General features: G+C 61.3%; 15 protein-coding genes. 7 read left to right on the forward strand and 8 right to left on the reverse strand.

From position 1 onward, the window contains the following. Positions 1-21 precede the first annotated feature (21 nt). The 6 genes from V1289_RS37605 to V1289_RS37630 all read right to left on the reverse strand — a co-directional run bounded on the left by V1289_RS37605 (position 22) and on the right by V1289_RS37630 (position 5,603). Complete coding sequence (locus tag V1289_RS37605) at positions 22-1,317, reverse strand: adenylate/guanylate cyclase domain-containing protein (RefSeq protein ID WP_334403883.1); 1,296 nt, start codon at positions 1,315-1,317, stop codon at positions 22-24. 60 nt (positions 1,318-1,377) lie between these two features. Next, positions 1,378-1,680 carry an integrase core domain-containing protein gene (locus V1289_RS37610; RefSeq protein ID WP_334407820.1) on the reverse strand — a complete coding sequence of 101 codons (303 nt, stop codon included), beginning with the start codon at positions 1,678-1,680 and terminating at the stop codon, positions 1,378-1,380. 756 nt (positions 1,681-2,436) lie between these two features. Continuing rightward, complete coding sequence (locus V1289_RS37615) at positions 2,437-3,462, reverse strand: ABC transporter substrate-binding protein (protein WP_334403885.1); 1,026 nt, start codon at positions 3,460-3,462, stop codon at positions 2,437-2,439. Positions 3,463-3,956: 494 nt separating this feature from the next. Then, complete coding sequence (locus tag V1289_RS37620) at positions 3,957-4,712, reverse strand: hypothetical protein (protein WP_334403887.1); 756 nt, start codon at positions 4,710-4,712, stop codon at positions 3,957-3,959. A 257-nt stretch (positions 4,713-4,969) separates the two neighbouring features. Continuing rightward, positions 4,970-5,272 (reverse strand): helix-turn-helix domain-containing protein, encoded by a 303-nt coding sequence (locus V1289_RS37625; protein ID WP_334403889.1) that lies wholly within the window; start codon positions 5,270-5,272, stop codon positions 4,970-4,972. Positions 5,273-5,282: 10 nt separating this feature from the next. After that, the gene (locus V1289_RS37630; protein ID WP_334403891.1) at positions 5,283-5,603 is read right to left on the reverse strand and encodes a type II toxin-antitoxin system RelE/ParE family toxin; all 321 of its coding nucleotides are present in this window, start codon (positions 5,601-5,603) and stop codon (positions 5,283-5,285) included. A gap of 538 nt (positions 5,604-6,141) precedes the next feature. Here V1289_RS37630 and V1289_RS37635 point away from each other — a divergent pair. From V1289_RS37635 to V1289_RS37670, 7 genes are all read left to right on the forward strand, one after another. Then, positions 6,142-7,056: an intradiol ring-cleavage dioxygenase gene (locus V1289_RS37635; protein ID WP_334403893.1), complete on the forward strand. Its 915-nt coding sequence runs from the start codon at positions 6,142-6,144 to the stop codon at positions 7,054-7,056. A gap of 551 nt (positions 7,057-7,607) precedes the next feature. Continuing rightward, a complete protein-coding gene (locus tag V1289_RS37645; protein ID WP_334403895.1) occupies positions 7,608-8,924 on the forward strand; it encodes a CmpA/NrtA family ABC transporter substrate-binding protein in 1,317 nt (438 codons plus the stop codon). 53 nt (positions 8,925-8,977) lie between these two features. Continuing rightward, the gene (gene ntrB, locus V1289_RS37650) at positions 8,978-9,874 is read left to right on the forward strand and encodes a nitrate ABC transporter permease (protein ID WP_334403897.1); all 897 of its coding nucleotides are present in this window, start codon (positions 8,978-8,980) and stop codon (positions 9,872-9,874) included. A gap of 12 nt (positions 9,875-9,886) precedes the next feature. Beyond that, the gene (locus tag V1289_RS37655; protein ID WP_334403898.1) at positions 9,887-10,681 is read left to right on the forward strand and encodes an ABC transporter ATP-binding protein; all 795 of its coding nucleotides are present in this window, start codon (positions 9,887-9,889) and stop codon (positions 10,679-10,681) included. 113 nt (positions 10,682-10,794) lie between these two features. Then, on the forward strand, positions 10,795-11,220 hold the full coding sequence (locus tag V1289_RS37660; RefSeq protein WP_334403900.1) for a globin family protein: 426 nt from the start codon (positions 10,795-10,797) through the stop codon (positions 11,218-11,220). A gap of 9 nt (positions 11,221-11,229) precedes the next feature. Continuing rightward, positions 11,230-12,447: an NAD(P)/FAD-dependent oxidoreductase gene (locus V1289_RS37665; protein WP_334403902.1), complete on the forward strand. Its 1,218-nt coding sequence runs from the start codon at positions 11,230-11,232 to the stop codon at positions 12,445-12,447. Between the two features lie 13 nt (positions 12,448-12,460). Further along, a complete protein-coding gene (locus V1289_RS37670) occupies positions 12,461-15,166 on the forward strand; it encodes a nitrate reductase (protein WP_334403904.1) in 2,706 nt (901 codons plus the stop codon). Between the two features lie 13 nt (positions 15,167-15,179). Here V1289_RS37670 and V1289_RS37675 read toward each other — a convergent pair whose 3' ends face one another. Then, a complete protein-coding gene (locus V1289_RS37675; RefSeq protein WP_334403906.1) occupies positions 15,180-15,551 on the reverse strand; it encodes an antibiotic biosynthesis monooxygenase family protein in 372 nt (123 codons plus the stop codon). A 2-nt stretch (positions 15,552-15,553) separates the two neighbouring features. Further along, entirely contained in the window at positions 15,554-16,033 is a 480-nt protein-coding gene (locus tag V1289_RS37680) for a MarR family winged helix-turn-helix transcriptional regulator (RefSeq protein WP_334403908.1), read from the reverse strand. Between the last annotated feature and the right edge of the window lie 74 nt (positions 16,034-16,107).

A 16,107-nucleotide genomic window follows, 5' to 3' on the forward strand; every position in this document is an offset into this window, starting at 1 on the left:
AACCGTCGGGATTGCGACCGTCTATCTGTATGCGTAGACGTCGATCGTCTCGCTGCGCCCGCGCAGATGCACATTGTTGTGCCGCAACCATCTGTTGGAATCAGCCTCATTGATGGAGCCCTCGCCGAAGGCCTGGGCCGAAACAACGACGGATGCATCGAGGCGGCGGGATTCGGCTTGTAGCCGCTGGCCTACATTGACTGCGTCTCCAACCACCGTGAATTCATACCGCTGGTCACCGAGAAGCCCGACGAATACCTCTCCGACATGTACGCCGATGCCGATTTCGATAGACTGCCCGCCATCGCGTTGGCGCTTGAGGCTCCACTTCTCGATGGTCGCCGCGAGCGTCGTCGCGGCGGTGATCGCGTTTGTCGCGTCAGTCGACTTGGGCGATGGCAAGCCGAAGATAGCAAGCAGGCCGTCGCCGATGAATTTATCGATCACACCGCCATTGGCTGTGATCGCCTGCTCGGCCAGCGAGCGGAACGAATTAAGAAGCGACGCGACCTGTGATGGGTCCATTGCCTCCGAAACGGCGGTAAATCCGCGGATGTCGGCAAAGAGGACGCAGACCTTCTGGCGTACGCCGCTGCGTAGTATTTCGACACTGCTGGACAAGACATAGCGAGTGACCTCCGCGGAATTAAACCTCTGGAGGAGTACCCTTTCCCTGGTAGTCCTGATCGCTACCATTAGCGTTCGCCGCGCGCGCGAGGCGGCCAGCGCCATGGCAAGACCTGTAAGAAGCACAATCGCCAGCCTCGTTATGTTGGAGACATCCGAGAAGAGCGGCTGCAATCTCGGATCGATAGCGAGGCCAGTTTCGGTCGCCGATGATGGCCACCAGATGAGTATACCAATTGCAAGGCAAAGTAGCAGCGTCTGGACCAGCAATCGCCAGGCGTTCACCCCAAGCGACGTAATGGCGAGCAGCAGAAATGCTCCCCACGGCGATACCAAGACGGACCGCGTTCCGGTGGGAAGGTCTTCCAGCCAGGGTCCAAACCAGCCGATTCCGAACAGCAGCAAAGCGTCGGCGCAAATCCCGAGCCAAGGCATGATCCTGGGAAGGACGGCGAGGCGCACGAGAAACGCACCGAGCGCGGAAATGGCGATGTTGGCCACCGCGATTACCGCAACCCAATCATTCCATCGTCCGACCAAAATGGAAAGAAGCAGAATCAAAGTTGCGATCGTCAGCGAAAAAGCCAGTCGCGCATTGGAGGCGAAGCGTTCGGCTTGGCGCTCGGCATCGAAAAGGACGCGGCCGTCCTGACTGCTCCAGCCATCGGGGGGGTATGCCATCAGAAACATAAACGTTCTCCACTGGATCTCATGTCAGCGAGTTTTTGCCCAAGCTGGGCCTGCCGTAAATCAAATCCTGCCATATTGACGATGCAGTCCGCCCGGGATCGGACGGCCAAGAATGCGTCCGGCACTCTTAACGGCGCGCGGTGCCGGCGCGTCCTTGTTCAACGATAAATGTGTGCGTGCCTTATTGTAGCATTTCATGTACGACAGCAGTACGTGTCGCAGATGGCGTTCGCCGACTATGATGACATGATCGACGCATTCCCTGCGGATCGAACCGATCAGCCGTTCTGCATAGCCGTTTTGCCATGGGGAGCGCGGCGACGTCGGCCGATCGCATGCAGACCCGCGCCGAGCTTTACGCAGCTATCGGCCTGCACGGGTATGCAGGCGCTGGATGCTTCTATTGTCCAGACGATAGTTCCGGAGAGAATCCCGCAGAGATGATCTTTGAAGGCTGGGGGTCACCCTTTGAACTCGCGATCAATCAGTCCCACCATGACATCGTCATACCACTCCATTTACGAATGTAGCTTCGTTCACGGCCTTCAAAGACGAAAACGCATTTCTGGTAGACACGACCGGCCTTGCGGATCATCCAAGACATTGACATTTGGCCCGGCTTCTCGTTCGAGGCGCCTGCCGCTGCATCAAATGTGGATATTGCGAGCAGCGTAGAAACCCTAAGCTGCAAGCACTTTCCTGCAATTTGGTCGGTGCACAGCTCGTGCACAGAATGAACAGGAAGAAACAGAGATTTACGTGCACCAACGGAACAAACAACTATGATAATTCAAATACTTAGAGCTAACCTTGTACGCTCATAACGGTCTGGTTGCAGGTTCGAGTCCTGCCGGGCCCACCAATGAAATCAGTGACTTGTCGATTTTGATATTTTCTACGCCGCCAGGAATTCCGACAGGATCAGGAACGATCTCGGCGCAAATGACCAAGTCATCTCAATGGCACCTACGACAAGCCGGCCGTGCGCGACGACCTGCTTGCAAGTCTTGCCGACAATGAAAAGTCAGCACGCACGATGTCTGCTTCTGTTCGATGATCGGACATTCGTTGGCGATGACCGCAGTTCCGAAATGTTCTAGAAACGGACAAGTTTGGCTCTTATTCAATCACCCTGTCGGCGCGGGCAAGAAGAGCGTCCGGAATTCTTATGCCTAACCGGACTGCGGTCTTTGAATTGATCGAAAATTCAATCAGTTCGGGTTGCTCGACCGGTAGGTCGGCTGGCTTCGCTCCATCGAGGATTCTCTTCACGAAATAACCAGCGCGGCGATACAGGCCGCGCCGCGGCGCGCCGTATCCGATTAGAGCACCTGCATCAGTCAGTTCGGGAATCGTAGAGATCAACGGAATGCGATGCTTCAGGGCGTTCGATGCGATTTGCTCGCGCAGATCGAGCAGCGCGGCATCCGGTACGACGAGAATCGCATCCGGGCTTCCCTTTGCGATCAGGTCGAACGTCGGCTCGATTTGGGCAACGTCCTTGAGTTCGAAACGGTTGACCGCGGCACCAAACGAGCTGGCATAGGCTTGGATGATCTCCATCAGCCCGTTGGTGGAGGGATTGCCGGGATTTCCCACCACTGCGATGGTTCGAGCTCGCGGCAGCAGCTCGCGAAAAAAATCCAGGAGTTTGGGTGTGAGATCCTCATTCAGGTTAGACAACCCCGTCGTGTTTCCACCGGGGTGCGCAAGGCTCGTAACCAAACCCGCTCCGACGGCATCAGTAATCGAGGTCATCACAATTGGAGTGGCCGACGTTGCGCGCTGCGCGGCGCGGACGGCGCTGATGGTCGTTGCCAGGATTACATCCGCCTTGTTGTCCACCAGTTCCTTGGCAAGAGCGGGAAAGCGTTCATAGGCTCCGGCCGCCCAGCGCAGGTCGAGCTGATAGTCCCGGCCTTCGCGCAAATCAGCGTCCAACAGCCCCCGCTTGAAACTCTCGACGAAGATTCCGCTGGATTGAGCCGAACCGCTTCCGAGCCAGCCAATCAGCGCTGTTCCTTTCTGCGCGCGCGCCGCGAGCGGCCACACCGCCGCGATGCCGGCAAGTCCGATGAACTGTCGTCGTCGCATTTGCCCCCGGCAGCACCCACGCACCGCGTTGCCAATATCAAAGCCTAGCACTTTGTGGCCCGCCGCGGTTCAGAAATGGTACACAACCAGATCGGACAGCGATCGGAACCCATTTGCGCTTTGGGTCAATCGCTACCGAAATGGCTTATCCTTGCCAAGTCCGCTTTTAGCCCGATAGCGGCATGATGGACGAAATGCGAACCCGTCCGGTTGAGGCCTGTTGGAGGTTCGCGGCGGTCTTCTACGCCACCAGTTATCCGTCAGAAACCTCGTGAACAAACGTGCATGAATCCGCACGATCTTGATCGAGAAACGCTGATTTTGTTCGAATTTCCCGCCAGGGTGCTGCGCTCATAACGGTCTGGTTGCAGGTTCGAGTCCTGCCGGGCCCACCACGCTTCGCCCTGACGGGCTACGCGTGGCACAGCCACGGGGAGACCGCAAGGGCGAAGCGTGTCCGGCGTAGCTTGAGCGCCGCGAGAGCGCAGACGGACTGGATCGCGCCGAATCCAGCTACGCGTGGCGCTGCCACGCCGTGGCACGCCTCAGACAGCAGGAAAATCTGCCTGAGCGTAGATGATGGTGTCGCTGGGAAAGACTGTCCTGGCGCTCTTGTACCAAACCCAGGCCCCGCTGTCGCCGGAAAGAATGAACCATCTGATCTCGGCCTTGCGGTTGTTGTCTCCTCCCTTGTCTCCGCTCGGGATGAGGTTTCCATTCCGGTCCAGCGCGACGATTTCGTCACAGAGTTGCCAGGCCATCCAAACGCGGATCTTTCCCTTGTCAGGCGCCGCAACGCTTTCTGTCATCGTCTGTGACTGCTGCGTCGACGTCGTCACCGAATGCGAAAACGTGGCGCTGAGCTTGGACTTCAAACCGCCTGCATCTACGCCCATCTCCGCACTGATCGTCTCGGTGTCGGTTTCCGATATGCCAACGGTCTTCGTGTATGAGATTGTCTTCGAGTTCCCTTCGGGCAATCGCGTGTACGAACCGTCAACCAGTCGCCAAAATTGCCTGTGCGTCAGCGTATAGTCGGCAGGAGGATTACCATCCCAATAGTTTAGAAGAACCGCGCCCACAGGGTTGCCGGAGTTTGGAATGTCATCCACCCAAGCCTGCTTGCCCGAGTTATCTGAATCCGCAAAAAGCCTAATTCGAGCAGTGCTCGTCCCCATTGCTATTTTGTCCGATTCAGCCGGTGGGCGGGAATCGAGCGTGGGAATTGGCGGTACAGGCGGGAATTTGTCGTCCAGCTGCGAATTCGCGATCCGTGTGTGATTTTGTAGCGTAATGGGCATGATGGCGGTTCTACTCCTGTTGGATGGATGACATCAATGTCACCCCCAGGTTGAACAACATCATGCGGCCGGAAAACAGTCAAGCTGGTGGGATGGGTTCCGCAAGACCCGTCGGGATTCAGGATTTGGCGCGGACACGCCGACGAGCTGAAGCGGCAGGTCGGACATCATGGACCTCGATTTTTTCGCGATCCCTTCGATCGAATTCCACCCTGTCGCAAGTTACGTGTTCGATAGCAATGCGCGCCGTCTTCCTCTCAAACTAGTTCTAGCCGGAGCGACCGCCCGACCATGCGCGCGGCGCGCTGGAGTGTGGCTAGCGTGACATTGCCGTCCTTTGGGTCGAGCAGGCGCCCAATCTGGCTGCGCGAGGTCTTCATGCGCTGGGCCAGACTGTTGCGGGATATGTTGTTCTCCTTCATCGCCTGCCCGATCTGCCAGGCGAGGACTTCCTTGACGGCGATGGCCTCGAACTCGTCGCGGTTGCCCTCCTCCCCGAGGAAATCATCGAGCGTGGTGAGTTTGGCGGCGGAACGGATTACTTTCTTCTTCCTGGCCATATTGATCTCCTCATTTTTCAAATTCACGGTTCCTGCGGCGTGCAAGGGCCAGGTCGTCCGGCGGGGTCTTCTGGGTCTTCTTGATGAACCCGTGAAGGACCAGAATGCGGCCCTGCTGCACACTGAACAAGACGCGAGCGATCCGGTTGCTCGGCAGCGACGTGCGCACCTCCCACAAGCCGTCGCCTAGCGCGCGGCAAAGCGGCATACCCACTGGCCAGCGGTATTGAACGCGCATGAGGTCGAGGCCCACGGCTTGGCGGTCGGCGTCGTCCAGACCCCGCAGCCAATCCCGCACGACCTCAGCCCCACCCTGCGTGCGGTAAAACACGACAGGTATCTTGCGGAGGCCACTACCTGGCATCCGGCCCTATATAATGTACATGTACTATATAATGTTCATGCCCCGCAATTAGAATTCGCATCGAGCTTAGCTGATTCATTGCAGAGCTTCGCAATCGACCGACGCGCGGTGCCGGTGGAGCGCAAAAGCGCCATGTCCCCGCGAGTGTCGGCAGAAAGGGACGGCGGCACGCTCTCATTTCGCGCTATGCGCTTTGGCGGCGAGATGCTGGCCGTTGGCGTGTCAGTTAGCCTGGTGCTTCTTCAAGAGATAATCGTCGACGCCTGACGTTGGCGAAGTCCGAGAAACGAACCAACCTCCCATTCCGCCCCTCGATCGGAGCGGGTCGGGCAACCGCACCAGTTTCGCACCAGAAACGACTGCAGCAGAACGAGACGAACGCGATTGAATCCAAACGAAAATGAAGCAAAATCAACGAAGCTGAGCATTATCCTGCCGCTTACCCCGGCCGGAACGGTGGTGTAGGCTCGGCCGCGTAAACGCTTATCTCGCAGGACAGCAAAAAATGCCCCAATTCAATGAAACCGAACTGACCGCCGCCGTCGTCCGCAGTTTTGAGGATACGCCGAATCCGCGAGCAAAATTCCTGCTGCAGGAACTGGTGAAGTCGCTGCACGACTACGTCCGCAGAACCGATCTCAGCTTCGAGGAATGGGAATATGCGATCGATTTCCTGACCCGCACCGGCCAGAAATGCACGCCGATCCGGCAGGAATTCATCCTGCTCTCCGACGTGCTCGGCGTCTCCATGCTGGTCGATGCCGTGAACCACCGGGAGCGCGAGGGCGCTACCGAGACCACCGTGCTCGGCCCGTTCTATGTCGGCGAGCACAAACAGATGCCCCACGGCACCGACGTCTCGGCCAATCTGCCGGGGGAACGGATGTTCGTGCAGAGCCGCGTCACCGACCTCAAGGGCAAGCCGCTGGCCGGGGTTCCGGTGGACATCTGGCACGCCGATGACGAAGGCTATTACGATTCACAACGGCCGACCTACGCGACGGAAGGACCGTCGTCGCGGGCGCGGTTCGTCACCGACAACGACGGCCGGTTCTTCTTTCGCACCATCCTGCCGTGCAGCTACCCGATTCCAACCGACGGTCCGGTCGGCGAAATGATTATCGGGGTGCGCCGTCATGCGATGCGGCCGGCGCACGTGCATTTTCTGGTCAATGCGCCCGGTTACGAGCCCTTGATCACGCACGTGTTCATCGAGGGCGACAAATATATCGATTCCGATGTCGTGTTCGGGGTCAAGGACGAACTGATTGCGAAGATCGAGAAGCGCACCGATCCGACGATGCCGGACGGCAAGCCCGCGGGCGGGCCGTGGCATCTGATGACCTATGAGTTCAGGATGAAGCCGGGCGGGGGTGCTGCGCCGAAAGCGATGGCGGCGAAGACGACCGAAGACGCCTGAAAGCGGACGCGGCACCGCGTCCCGTGATACATGGCGAGCAAGACCACGACGGCGCATGCGAGCGCGACCGTCGTGCACTTCCAGAACAGCAATGGATTACGTTCGATCAGCGGTGCCGCTGAAGTCGCGGTGAAATTCGCATTGGGGTGGCGAAGATCGAAGACGTACTCCGACAGGCTCTCGTAGCGCTTGTAGGGATCGGGATGCACGGCCTTTTGAAGGCGACCGCGGACGTCTGAAACCCCTCCTCAAGTCGACTGCACAACTATTGTGCGTCGCACAAGAATTGTGCGAATCGCAAATTTAGAATGCGGAGATTGATCGGCCGCGCGCCTGGGTGCTCCTTATAAATATAAGTAAATAATATGCTTTTTGCGGTTTTCGGGCTTGGCACGAAGCTTGAATAGCTTGTGCTGACGCCATTGAAGCCGTCCCTTGAGACCACTCATCCGAATTGTGAAACCGCCGGACCGGGGCATCCCCGGAACGCGCGCCCATGCGCCCCGCGGTGACACCGGACGGCCCTTCAGACCCAAAGGACACCCGCGCCCATGACGAAGACTGCCAATCCGACCCCACGCCGTGGCCTCAGCCGCCGTCAGATCCTGAAGGCAGCGAGTGGAACGGCCGCGCTGCTGGCCGCGGCAAAGCTGAATTTTCCGGCCGGCGCCTTCGCGCAGGGCGCGGGTCCAGAAGTAACGGCCGCCAAACTCGGCTTCATCGCGCTGACCGACGCCTCGCCGCTGTTCGTCGCCAAGGAGAAGGGCATCTTCGCCAAATACGGCATGCCCGATGTCGACGTGCAGAAGCAGGCCTCGTGGGGCACCACGCGCGATAATCTCGTGCTGGGCTCGGAAGGCAACGGCATCGACGGCGCGCATATCCTGACCCCGATGCCGTACCTGATCTCGTCCGGCAAGGTGACGCAGAACAACCAGCCGACGCCGATGTACATCCTGGCGCGGCTCAATCTGAACGGCCAGTGCATTTCGGTTTCCAAGGAATATTCCGACCTCAAGGTCGGCATCGACACCGCGCCGTTCAAAACCGCGCTGGAAGCCAAGAAAGCCTCCGGCAAGTCGATCAAGGCGGCGATGACATTCCCCGGCGGCACCCACGATTTGTGGATCCGCTACTGGCTGGCCGCCGGCGGCATCGATCCCGACAAGGACATCGAGACCATCGTGGTGCCGCCGCCGCAGATGGTCGCCAACATGAAGGTTGGCACCATGGATTGCTTCTGCGTCTGCGAGCCGTGGAACCTGCAGTTGATCCATCAGCAGATCGGTTACACCGCGATCACCACCGGCGAACTCTGGGACAAGCATCCGGAAAAATCCTTCGGCATGCGCGCCGCCTATGTCGACAAATACCCCAAGGCGGCGAAGGCGCTGCTGATGGCCGTGATGGAAGCGCAGCAGTGGTGCGAAAAGGCCGAGAACCGCGAGGAGACCGCGGCGATCTGCGCCAAGCGGCAGTGGATCAATTGCCCGGTCGAAGACGTCACCGACCGTATGAAGGGCAAGTTCGATTACGGCACCGGCCGCATGGTCGAGAACTCGCCGCAGCAGATGCGCTTCTGGAAGGACAACGCGTCCTATCCGTTTAAGAGCCACGATCTCTGGTTCCTCACCGAGGACATCCGCTGGGGCAAATACGAGGCGGGCTACGACACCAAGGCGTTGATCGCCAAGGTCAACCGCGAGGATCTCTGGAAGGACGCCGCCAAGGAGCTCGGCGTTGCCGTTTCCGATATCCCCGCCTCGACCTCGCGCGGCAAGGAGACCTTCTTCGACGGTAAGGTGTTCGATCCGGAAAATCCGTCAGCCTATCTGAAGTCGCTGTCCATCAAGCGTGTTGAGGTCTGATCCAGCTGGACACGTGCTGACGCGCGGTCCGTGAACACGGAGATGCAGTTTCGATGTCTATGGTTGCCATGAAGACCGAACCCGCCCCCACGGTCGTTCAGACCGCGGCGGCGCCGGTTGTTACGATGACGCCGAAGCGGGCGCCGCGCGCCGACAGATACGTCAAGATGGCGAAGGAGACCGCGGTGCGCGTCGTGCCGCCGCTGATCGTGATCGCATTGTTGATGCTGTTCTGGGAACTGGTCTGCCGCCGCACCGGCTCGGCGCTGCCGCCGCCGTCGAAGGTTTTCAAGGACACCAGGGAGCTGATTCTCGATCCGTTCTTCGATCACGGTGGCATCGATAAAGGCCTGTTCTGGCATTTGTCCGCCAGCCTTCAACGCGTCGCCCTCGGCTATTCGCTGGCCGCGGTAGTCGGCGTGGCGCTCGGCACGCTGGTCGGGCAGTCGGTCTGGGCGATGCGCGGGCTCGATCCGCTGTTCCAGGTGCTGCGCACGATTCCGCCGCTCGCTTGGCTGCCGCTGTCGCTCGCGGCTTTCCGTGACGGTCAGCCGTCTGCGATCTTCGTGATCTTCATCACCTCGGTCTGGCCGATCATCATCAACACCGCGGTCGGCATCCGCAACATCCCGCAGGATTATCGCAACGTCGCCGCCGTGGTGCAGCTCAATCCGCTGGAGTTCTTCACCAAGATCATGATCCCGGCCGCGGCGCCCTACATCTTCACCGGCTTGCGCATCGGCATCGGCCTGTCGTGGCTTGCCATCGTTGCAGCCGAAATGCTGATCGGCGGCGTCGGCATCGGCTTCTTCATCTGGGATGCCTGGAATTCCTCGCACATCAGCGAAATCATCCTGGCGTTGTTCTATGTCGGCATCATCGGCTTCGTGCTCGACCGCGTGATCGCGGGAGTGGGCAAGATCGTGACCCGCGGCACTTCCGTGAGCTGAAGGAAAACCATCATGCAGGCCTATCTGAAGCTCGATCACATCGACAAGACTTTTACCCGCGGCAATGCCACGACCGAAGTCCTGAAGGACATCAACCTGACGATCGGGAAGGGCGAATACGTCTCGATCATCGGCCATTCCGGCTGCGGCAAGTCGACGATGCTCAACATCGTCGCCGGTCTCACCGGCACCACCAACGGCTGCGTGTTGCTGGAAAATCGAGAAGTCAATTCGCCGGGACCGGACCGCGCGGTGGTGTTCCAGAACCACAGTCTGCTGCCGTGGCTGACGGTCTATGAAAACGTCAAGCTCGGCGTCGACAAGGTTTTTGCATCGAGCAAGACGCGCATCGAGCGCCACACCTGGGTGATGCACAATCTCAACCTCGTGCAGATGGCGCACGCCAAGGACAAGCGGCCCAGCGAAATCTCCGGCGGCATGAAGCAGCGCGTCGGCATCGCCCGCGCACTGGCGATGGAGCCGAAAGTGCTGCTGCTCGACGAGCCCTTCGGTGCGCTCGACGCGCTGACCCGCGCGCATCTGCAGGATTCGGTGATGGCGCTGCATCAGAAACTCGGCAACACCATTTTGATGATCACCCACGACGTCGACGAGGCCGTGCTGCTGTCGGATCGCATCGTGATGATGACCAACGGACCGAGCGCGCGGATCGGCGAAGTGCTGGAAGTGCCGTTGGCGCGGCCGCGCAAGCGGCTCGAGCTTGCGACCAACGCCGGTTATCTCAAGTGCCGGCAGCGCGTGCTCGAATTTCTCTACGAGCGGCATCGCTACGTCGAGGCGGCGTAATTTGCGCTCTCGTCATTGCCGGGCTTGACCCGGCAATCCATCGAAAGCGCGAGAACAGTTTTTGGGATGGATGCGCGGGTCAAGCCCGCGCATGACGAGCGGAGGAGGAGCCAGTGACACCCGAGCAAATCAAACTCGTTCAAGAGAGTTTTTCGAAAGTCGCGCCGATCTCCGAGCAGGCCGCGGTGATCTTCTACGATCGCCTGTTCGAGGTCGCGCCGACCGTGCGGGCGATGTTCCCCAGCGATATGACCGAGCAGCGCAAGAAATTGATGACGACGCTCGCCGTCGTCGTGAATGGGCTCAGCAATCTCGAAGCCGTGCTACCGGCCGCAAGCGCGCTGGCAAAACGTCACGTCAACTATGGCGCCAAGCCCGAGCACTATCCCGTCGTCGGCGGTGCGTTGCTGTGGACCCTCGAAAAGGGCCTCGGCGAAGCCTGGACGCCTGACGTCGCGGCGGCCTGGACCGCGGCCTATGGCACGTTGTCGGGTTACATGATCTCGGAAGCCTACGGCCGCGCTCAAGCCGCCGAGTAAGGAAATGCCGTGAGCGAACCGCTGGTCATTGTCGGCAACGGAATGGCGGCCGCCCGTCTGGTCGACGAGTTGGCGAAAGCGGCGCTCGGGCGCTACGCCATCGCCGTGATCGGCGACGAGCCGCGGCTGGCCTATAACCGGGTGCTGCTGTCGTCGGTTCTGGCCGGCGAGACCGCATCGCACGACATCGAACTCAGGCCCGCGACCTGGTGGCGCGACCGCGGCGTGACCTTGAAATATGGCTGCCGCGCCACCGAGATCGATGTCGGCCGCCGCGAGCTCAAGATCGCGGGTGAGGAGAGCATCGCTTTCTCCAGGCTGGTCCTGACCACCGGCTCGTCAGCATTGCGGCTCAGCGTGCCCGGCGCCGATCTTGCCGGCGTGCACACTTTTCGCGACACCAGGGACGTCGATCTCCTGCTGACGCTTGCCGCGCAGAAAAAGCGCGTGGTCGTGGTCGGTGGCGGCCTGCTGGGGCTGGAGGCGGCCTACGGGCTCGCCAAGGCCGGCGCTGTTGTGACGCTGGTGCATCTGATGGACCGGCTGATGGAGCGCCAGCTCGACGCGCCCGCGGCCGAACTTTTGAAATCCCTGGTCGAACGCAAGGGCATCGAGATCCTGCTCAATGCCAACACCGCGAGCATCCATGGCGAGACCCGCGTCGAAGGCGTCGAACTCGTGGACGGGCGCCGGATCGATGCCGATGCGGTGATCTTCGCGGCCGGCATCCGGCCGAATATCGCGCTGGCCAAGGAGGCCGGCATCACAGTCAATCGCGGCATCGTCGTCGACGACCATCTGCAGACCAGCGCTGCGGGCGTGTTTGCGATCGGCGAATGCGCCGAACATCGCGGCACCTGCTATGGCCTGGTCGAGCCGGCCTATGAGCAGGCGCGGGTGCTGGCGCAACACCTCGCAGGGGCTACCGCGTCCTATGGCGGCAGCGTGGTCGCGACCAATCTGAAGGTTTCCGGCGTCAGCGTATTTTCGGCCGGCGATTTCATCGGCGCCGAGGGCTCTGAGACCATCGTACTCACCGACATCAATCACGGCACCTACAAGAAGCTGGTGATTTCAGAGGGAAGACTGACCGGCGCGGTGCTGATCGGCGATGTCGGCGACGCGCTCTGGTATCTCGAATTGATCCGCAACCGGCAACCGACCGCGCGAATCCGCGCCGACATGATGTTCGGCCGCTCGCTCGCCATCCGTTCTGAGGCGGCATGACCGAAGCGTTCACATGACCGCGGTCGATCCGCAACTGCGGGCCACCCGCACCACCTGCGCCTATTGCGGCGTCGGCTGCGGCGTGCTGGCGACGCCCGACGGCAGGGGAGGCGCGGCGATATCGGGCGATCCCGAGCATCCCGCCAATTTCGGCCGGCTGTGCTCGAAAGGCTCGGCGCTCGGCGAAACGCTTGGGCTTGAGGACCGGCTGCTTTATCCGATGATCCGCTGCGACAAGGGGACGCTGGAGCGGGTGGCCTGGAGCGACGCGCTCGATCACGTCGCGCACCGCTTTCAGCACATCATCGCGCGTGACGGTCCCGGCGCGGTTGCGTTCTATTTGTCCGGCCAATTGCTGACCGAAGATTATTACGTCGCCAACAAGTTGATGAAGGGTTTTATCGGCAGCGCCAATGTCGACACCAATTCGCGGCTCTGCATGGCGTCGTCGGTCGCGGGCCATCGCCGCGCGTTCGGCGCGGACACCGTGCCCGGCTGCTATGAGGATCTCGACGAGGCGGATCTTTTGGTGTTGGTCGGCTCGAACGCGGCATGGTGCCATCCGGTGCTGTTCCAGCGCATGCTGGCCAACAAGCAGGCGCGCGGCGCCCGCATCGTGGTGATCGATCCGCGTCGCACCGATACCGCAGGGGATGCCGACCTGTTCCTGGGATTGAAGCCTGGCACCGACACCGCGCTGTTCTCCGGCTTGCTGGCGCACCTTGCCGACCATGGCGCGCTCGACCGCGACTATATCGACCGCTACACGGCCGGTTTCGACGAAGCGATTGCGCGCGCCCGAAGCATGGCCGGCAGCGTGCGCGCGACCGCGCTGGCGACGGGCCTGTCGGAAAGCGACGTCGCGGCGTTCTTCCAGATGTTTGCCAATACGCCGCGCGTGGTCACGCTGTATTCGCAAGGCGTCAACCAGTCGGCGCAGGGCACCGACAAGGTCAATGCCATCGTCAATTGCCACCTCGCGACGGGTCGGATCGGCAAGATAGGCGCGTCGCCGTTCTCGCTGACCGGACAGCCCAATGCGATGGGCGGGCGCGAGGTCGGCGGGCTCGCCAACCAGCTCGCCGCGCATATGGCGTTCACGCCGTCGGACATCGACCGCGTGCGCCGGTTCTGGAAGGCGCCGCGCATCGCCACCCATGAGGGGCTGAAGGCGGTGCAGATGTTCGAGGGCGTAGCCCGCGGCGAGATCAAGGCGTTGTGGGTGATGGGCACCAATCCGGCGGTGTCGCTGCCGGACGCCGACGCCGCCCGCGCCGCGCTGAAGAAGCTCGAACTGTTTGTGGTCTCCGAGAATGTGCGTTCCAACGACACCGTCGACGCCGGCGCGCATGTGCTGCTGCCGGCAGAGGCCTGGGGCGAAAAATCGGGCACGGTGACCAATTCGGAACGGCGCATCTCGCGCCAGCGCGCGTTTCTCGACGCCCCGGGCGAGGCCAAGCCCGATTGGTGGATTGTCGGCGAAATCGCCAAGCGGCTCGGCTTTGGCGCGGCATTCGATTTCAACTCCGCGGCGGACGTATTCCGCGAGCACGCAGCACTTTCGGCATTCGAGAATGACGGCGCCCGCGATTTCGATATCGGCGCATTGAAAGCGGTATCGGACGAAGGCTTCGACGCCATGGCGCCGGTACAATGGCCGATCCGCCTTAATGAACAGCCGCAGGCGCGCTTCTTTGGCGAGGGCGGATTTTTCTCCAACGACAACAGAGCGCGCTTCATCGCACCGGAAATTCCGGCGTTGCGGACCGAGACCACGGCCGCGCGGCCGTTGCGGCTGAATACCGGCCGGATCCGGGATCAGTGGCACACCATGACCCGCACCGGGGCCAGCCCGCGGCTGGGCCAGCATCTGCCGGAGCCGTTCGTCGAAATTCATCCCGACGATGCCGCACGGCACGGCGTCGCCGACGGCGACTTTGCGCGGGTCACGACCGATTACGGGCAATGCACGCTCCGGGTCGTGGTCAGCGAGCGGCAGCAGCGCGGCATGCTGTTCGCGCCGATCCACTGGAGCGAGGCCAATGCCACCGGTGCGCGCGTCGGCGCGCTGGTGGCGCCGCACACCGATCCATACTCGGGCCAGCCCGAGAACAAGGCGACGCCGGCCTCGATCGCGCCGTATGAATACGTGTTCGGAGGCTTTGCGCTGTCACGCAAGCCGCTCGCATTGCCCGGGCATGCGTGGGTTGCGCGCGTCGCGGTCAATGGCGGCTACGGCTATCTGTTCGCCGACAATGCCGATCTCACCGGCTGGCAATCCTGGCTCAAGTCCCGCGCCGGGCATGACTTTGCCGAATACAAGGATTTTGGCGGCGGCGTCTATCGCGCGGCGTCCTTTGCCGGCGACCGCATCGAAACCTGCCTGTTCATCGGGCCCGCGCGCGATGCCGGCGACTGGAACGTGGTCAAGGGGCTGTTTGCGGCCGACACGCTCAGCAACGTCCAGCGCCGCATGCTGCTCTCGGGCAAGTCGGCGGATGGCCTCGCCAGCGCCGGCCCGATCGTCTGCGCCTGCTTCGGGGTCGGCCGCAGCACGATCTGCGACGCGATTGGAGCCGGTGCGCGCTCCGCCGCCGAAATCGGGGCGAAGCTGAAGGCGGGCACCAATTGCGGCTCGTGCATTCCCGAACTGAAGCGGCTGATCGCGCAGACCGGTGTAAATTCCCCGCCGCAGCAATTGGCGGCCGCGGCTCATTAGCGCGCTGGAAATCTCAGGCGACGCAAAGACCGTCGACGGCCATCTTGCGAAACAGATGCGGCGAGCCGGTCGAACCGTCCGGGTAGTGCTGCAGCTTCGATTGAAAGACGGGATTGGTGAACGCGGCCCTGAACGCGCCGACGCTCTCCCAGACCGCGTAGTTCAGATAGGTCGCGCTTCCGGCGATGCCGCGATGCAGCTGGGTCGAGATAAAGCCCGGTTGCGATCTGAAATAGTTCGCATCGTCGGTCCATGCGGCGATCAAGGCATCGGCCTGTTCGGGCGCGATATGGAAGACATTGACCAGCACGACCGGCTCCTTGCTCTGGTCCTGTATCTGGTCGCGAATCGAGACGCGTTCATCCAGTTCCCTTAGCTGAAGCATGGTTACTTCTCCTCTGCTGCGAGATATTCATCCGCCTCGCCGGCGGCCTGCGCCAAATGGCTGTTCATGTGCGTGAGCACGTCGAGCGCGGTGGCGATGCGCTCCAGCGACAATCCCGCCATCAGGTCGCGCGCCCAGGGTCGTTGACGTTTTTCGGCGTCCTTCACCGCGGCGCGCCCCTGCGCCGTCAACACCACCAGTTTTGCGCGTTGATGATGCGGATTGGCTGCGAACCGCACCAGATCCTTCTCCGCGAGCAGATCGGCGACCCGCTGCACCGCCTGCCGCGACAAGCCCATGTTGCGGGCGATATGCGCGACCGGCAGCGGCACCGGCGACAGATCAAGTGCGCCGAGCACCTGCCACCACGCGGAGGTCAGGCCGATATCGGCGACCAGGCGATTGCCGGTGTCGATCAGCGCCCCGTTCAGCCGGAACACCGACACGATGAGGTCGGCAACGGTTTCGTCTCGCTTTGACATGACAACATATTGTCATATCGGTATGTAGTTGTCAATACAGAATACCCGCCTTGCGGCCAATCGACGGTGCGGAA

The organism is Bradyrhizobium sp. AZCC 2289 (assembly GCF_036924615.1).
Taxonomy (GTDB): Bacteria; Pseudomonadota; Alphaproteobacteria; order Rhizobiales; family Xanthobacteraceae; genus Bradyrhizobium.